This is a genomic window from Dyella sp. (assembly GCF_036568765.1).
Classification (GTDB): domain Bacteria; phylum Pseudomonadota; class Gammaproteobacteria; order Xanthomonadales; family Rhodanobacteraceae; genus GSA-30.
The window spans coordinates 1-4,794 of sequence record NZ_DATCRY010000195.1; the positions used below are offsets into that span (position 1 = coordinate 1).

6 protein-coding genes and 6 tRNA genes are annotated in these 4,794 nt (G+C 61.9%); all 12 read right to left on the minus strand.

Annotated features, from left to right (window positions below; genetic code table 11):
- The coding region (locus VIM98_RS13685; RefSeq protein WP_331993670.1) for an SIR2 family NAD-dependent protein deacylase at positions 1-266 on the minus strand (266 nt) is incomplete at its 3' end.
- 37 nt (positions 267-303) lie between these two features.
- A tRNA-Asn gene (locus tag VIM98_RS13690) sits at positions 304-380 on the minus strand.
- 233 nt (positions 381-613) lie between these two features.
- Positions 614-689, minus strand: a tRNA-Asp gene (locus tag VIM98_RS13695).
- Positions 690-710: 21 nt separating this feature from the next.
- A tRNA-Gln gene (locus tag VIM98_RS13700) sits at positions 711-786 on the minus strand.
- A gap of 12 nt (positions 787-798) precedes the next feature.
- Positions 799-874 (minus strand) — tRNA-Trp (locus VIM98_RS13705).
- Positions 875-899: 25 nt separating this feature from the next.
- Positions 900-977 (minus strand) — tRNA-Pro (locus VIM98_RS13710).
- A gap of 6 nt (positions 978-983) precedes the next feature.
- Positions 984-1,060 (minus strand) — tRNA-Leu (locus tag VIM98_RS13715).
- A 172-nt stretch (positions 1,061-1,232) separates the two neighbouring features.
- Complete coding sequence (locus VIM98_RS13720; protein ID WP_126183390.1) at positions 1,233-1,439, minus strand: hypothetical protein; 207 nt, start codon at positions 1,437-1,439, stop codon at positions 1,233-1,235.
- A 227-nt stretch (positions 1,440-1,666) separates the two neighbouring features.
- Positions 1,667-1,993, minus strand: coding sequence for a hypothetical protein (locus tag VIM98_RS13725; RefSeq protein ID WP_019658235.1), 327 nt, complete (start codon positions 1,991-1,993; stop codon positions 1,667-1,669).
- Between the two features lie 8 nt (positions 1,994-2,001).
- Positions 2,002-2,340, minus strand: a complete 339-nt coding sequence (locus tag VIM98_RS13730; protein WP_331993671.1) for a hypothetical protein — start codon at positions 2,338-2,340, stop codon at positions 2,002-2,004.
- The gene (locus VIM98_RS13735) at positions 2,337-2,801 is read right to left on the minus strand and encodes a hypothetical protein (protein ID WP_331993672.1); all 465 of its coding nucleotides are present in this window, start codon (positions 2,799-2,801) and stop codon (positions 2,337-2,339) included. The genes VIM98_RS13730 and VIM98_RS13735 overlap by 4 nt, the downstream gene beginning before the upstream one ends.
- Positions 2,802-2,813: 12 nt before the next feature.
- Positions 2,814-4,794: RHS repeat-associated core domain-containing protein (locus tag VIM98_RS13740; RefSeq protein ID WP_331993673.1), on the minus strand; the 1,981-nt coding region annotated here is incomplete at its 5' end.

Sequence of the window (4,794 nt, forward strand, 5' to 3'; positions counted from 1 at the left end):
ATCACGACTTCGTAGGCCTGCTCGAGCGACGCGATCGCCATGTGCGCCGCGTTGGGCTGCGCCTGCCACGCCTTCTCGCGCCGCTCGTTGTAGAAGGCCAGCACCGCCTCCGGGTGCTGCTGCCAGCCTTCGGGGCTCGCATGCTCCTGCCAAGAGTAGCTGTTCCACAGGCCCTTGGCGTCGCGGAACGTGGGCAGGCCGCTTTCGGCGCTCACACCGGAGCCTGAGAGCACGACGATCTTGTTCGGTTGGACCTTGGGCTTCATGCTTCGGGGCTCCTTCTGCGTGGCTGTCGTTGAATTGTGGCTCCCCGAACACGAATCGAACGTGTGACCTGCGCATTAACAGTGCGCCGCATCTACCAGCTGAGCTACCGGGGAAAAGTGGATTGAAGGATGTTGATGGAGGCGCGACGCGGAGTCGAATCGGGCTGGACGGATTCGCAATCCGCAACACTGTCGCCTTGCCATCACGCCGGAATCACGCCTGATGATGGCGTCGTTGGTGGATCGTCTTCGAGTCGAACGAAGTATTCCCGAAGGAGACGGGGTTACAGCCCGCTGCAGTCGCCAGTGCTGCTCACGATCCATGAAAGCAAAAGTCGTTTGACGAATGGCGTTCCGCAGGGGAGTCGAACCCCTGGCTTCCTCCTGGACAGGGAGGCACTCTGGCCACTGAGTTAGCGGAACGAAAGAAGGAAAAGAGAAAGCTGGCAAGCCCTCAAGGATTCGAACCTTGGATCCCGGGATCAAAACCCGGTGCCTTGGACCACTAGGCGAAGGGCCGGCAAAAATCGGTTGGCGCGCGCGGAAGGATTCGAACCTTCAACCGTTGGGTTTGGAGTCCAGTGCTCTGCCAGTTGAGCTACACACGCACAAGAAAAAACGAAAGAGAAAAGATGGTCTGAGTGGCAGGATTTGAACCTGCAGCCTCCTGCTTCCAAGGCAGGCCGTCTACCAGATTGACACTACACCCAGAGAAATTGGTGCCCCAGGGGAGACTCGAACTCCCAGAATTCCGCTTCTAAGGCGGACACGTCTACCAGTTGCGTCACCGGGGCTGAAAAGAAAACCATTGGCTATTGCGAATTTTTAAGGAGCACTCACAAGGGCCGAACCTTGTGCGGGCAGCACGATCGCTGCTCGTGAACGAATGGCATGAAAACGAAGAGGCCCGGAACCTCACGGTGTCCGGGCCTCTTCTGTTCGAGAGAGAGCTTGGGAGGTCTGCGCCTAAGCGCGTCCTCCACCCGGTTGCACCTGATCCTGGTAGTCGCACGGCCACAGATTGGCCTGCGGCATGGACGTCGGATACGGGAGTTGATTGAATTGCTGCTGCAGCAGCGGCTGCAGGCCGAGGCCATCGTGCGAAGCGACGCGCACGAACACGTTGCCGGATGCGGGGCAAGTGCTGTAGATGCGGATCGTTGCGGCTTTCACGTTGGGTCCTGTTGGCGTTGAGTGGGATGGACTGTAAATAGTCTTTACACAATCGTCAACTGCTTGGACAAACTTTTTTCAAGCACCGTTGCTGCGAGCGGCGGACAGCGACGACTTCAATGCGACGATGAGTGCCGCATAGCCCTCCGCACTGTCTGTGGGCTTCAAAAAGGGCGTCCGCAACCAATGACGGCGGTGCAGGCGCCATGCACTCATGGAGTTGAATGTCAGTCGCAGAACGCCGCGAGCCCCATGCCCTGCGCCTTCGCTTGGGTCAAGATCGCGTGCGTCGACTTGAAGGCCGCGATCTGCGCGTGTTGAGCGCCAGCTTCAGGGGCGTTGACGGTGAATACCTCGAGCATGGTCACGACCTGCTCGGCGCGCAGCAGCGAATCGTCGAAGTAGTCGAGGTTTACGCCCTTCTGGGCACATCTGTCCAAGAGGGCTCCGATTGCGCGATGCGCATCCATATCAACAGAGCCCGCATGCTCAAGGCCACGGGGGTCTTTCGGCAAGTGGCCGCAGGTCGGCTCGACGAAGTAGAGGTCCAGCATTCGGCACTCTATCGGGGCATCCGTTTCGCCAGTTCGGCGCAGGTCAGGTCCAGGCCATCGGCGTGCGTTGCCAACGGCACGCCAAGCTTGTTTTCCAGGCTCTCGAGCCACTGGAAGAAGCCGACGGTGTGCACCTCGTCGGCCTCGGTCATCTCGAAGATTCCGTTGCTCGCATGCGACCGCTGGACGATCTCGATGAGCGAGATGAACGACGCCAGATCCTTCGCGATGTCGGTGATGTCCAGCGCGCGTATAGCGCGGATCAGGCTCAGCTCTTCCTGCAGCGGTATCACGGTCGGCTGCGCCGTCCAGTACGCCAACAGTTTGCTGAGGGCCGTTGTGGTCATGGCACCACTGCGTACTTGAGATCCTTGTGCTTGACCTTGATTACCGAGTTCGTGAAGACGATCTCGTGACTAAGAAAGCCGTCCTCGAGCACCAGCATTTCATCGATGAGCCAGTCGCCGTGGGACCTGTCGCCAGCGGGCCAATCGCTCTTGGTTTTCTCGACCGCATAGGACTGCACGTCGCGATAGTGCAGCGTGATGCGATTCCCATGCGCTCCGGCCAGTTGCATCTCGATGTCATTCGCCCGGAAGTCGCCGTCTTCGAACTCTCGTACGAGCAACTGATCCAGCCTGGCATCGTGCGGGCATCGCTCGTCCCGATGCTCATAGTGCCATGCTGCACTCATGAATTCGAGAGCGTCCGTCGGCACCAGACTGCTTACCTGCCGTACATAGGCCGGATAAGCGGAGCTGTCCATGGAGTAGCCGTCGCTCGTTTCACTGAACTTGATGATTTTCATGGTGCTTGATGATCAACATCCTGAAAGCCCGCTCTTGCGCACGCGCTCCGAATACTCTCTGGCCGCTACGCGGCTGTTGGGTGTTCCCAGAGCAGGCAGTTTTCCTATCTTTCTCAATTCATCGACGGCGATGCCGTTCAGCACGTTGGATACCTTCGGCGTGACCTTCACTTCGGCGCCGACAGTACCGTGCTTGTTGAAGAAGCCGTCTGGCCCGTAGATGCCAGCTTCGGTCCCGTTGGGTTTGTACACGTGTATCTCGAAAGACGAACCAGTACTCGTGTTGAATCGGTCGATTCTTGCCCTGTAGCCATCGGGCAGGGACAAAGGTGCCTTGGGCGCCCAGCCCCACGGGTCGATCCACGACACAGGATTGGGCGCATAGCTCTGCAGATTGTTCCCGCCAGCAAGGCCGATGGGGTCCGGGCTGATGAAGCGGCCAATGTCGGGGTCATAGAAACGGAAGGTGTTGTAGTGCAGGCCGATGTCGCGGTCCAGATACTGGCCCTGGAATCGCATGTTCTGCTCGATTCTTGGCAGTGCCTTGTTCGCAGGGGAGGCGGCGCGGCCGTCGAGCAAAGTGGACTCCCACTGCTCGGTCACAGCACCGCCCCACGTGCGATAGCTCGCTCGCCAGCATATCCGGCCGGCCTGATCCGTCAGTTCCTCAGGCAGGCCGGCCTGATCCGTGTGAAGGTGGAAGATGTTCGCAGGTGCAGCGGCACCAGCCTCGCCAGCGGCGGCATCGAGCCGCGCCAGCGGCATGTAACTGCCAGGCTCGTAAACGTGGCTCGTCACTTGCGAGCCGCGCCGCTCCTCGATCAGCCGCATCCCCTCCCAGACAAACCGCGTACTGCCGAACGCATCGTGCTTGGCCACGCGCCGCCCGATCGCGTCGTAGTCGAAGCGCGTGACCTGCGTGGTGGCTTCGGGCGTGCCCGGCCGCCGCGTGGTGTGCACAGCCACGAGGCGGCTTTCGTCGTCCCATTCGAAGCGCTGGTCGGTGTGCCTGCCCGACAGCTTGCGCACCAGCCGGCCGTGGCCGTCGTAGCTGTAGCGCTTGTCCTCGAACACGCGCACGAGGTTGTCGCGCACGTAGCCGGGCGCGGTTGATGCGTCGAGCAGGTTGCCTGCTGGGTCGTAGGCAAAGCGCTCGCTGTTGGCCGCGCTGCGCACGCTCTCTTCGATGCGGCCGGTGGCGTCGTATCTGTGCCCCGTCGTGCCCTGCAGCGAATGCCGGCTCTGCCGCAGCTCACCCACGGGGTCGTAGCTGTATTCCTTCATCAGACCGTCGAGCAGGCGGGCCCCGGGGGTGCCCGCGGCGTCGATGGCCTGGCGCCAGCTCGGGTCTTGCGTAGTGAATGCCGAATCCAGTCCGCCGGGGCGACACCACGACGCGGCCCGCCGGCCCAGTGGGTCCAGCGCGAATCGGGTGTGCAGCGCACCCTGGCTGCGCGCCACTTCGCGGTGCAGGTCGTCGCGCTCGATGTCGCTGATCAGCTGGTGCACCACGGGTGCGTCGCCATGCTGCTGCGACAAGTTGACCTGATGCAGGTGCCCGGAGCCGTAGTACAGGTAGTTCAGCGCGCGCTGCACGCCCGGCTGCGAAGCGATGGCGGGCAGAACGGTCTGCGTGCGGTTGCCGAGTTCGTCGTGCGCGTGGCGCAGGGTGTGGGTCTCGCCGGTGAGCTCGTCGATGGCCGTTTCTTCGACGAGCCGCCCGAGCTTGTCGTAGACGAATGTGGTTCGATGCAGCGCGCGCGGCTCGCCATCCGTGCCGGGTTGCGGCGCTTCCAGCTTCGTTGCTTCGACCAGGCGGTCCAGCTGGTCGTAGCTGTAGCGGTACCAGTGGCGCCCGGTGCGCTTCTCGACGAGGCGGCCCATGGCGTCGCGCAGCAGTTCGGTACGCAGGGGTCCGGCCGCGCGATGCGGTTCGGCGCCTTCATGCAGTGCGATGTCGTCGTCGCCGATGCCCGGTACATGGGTGATGCAC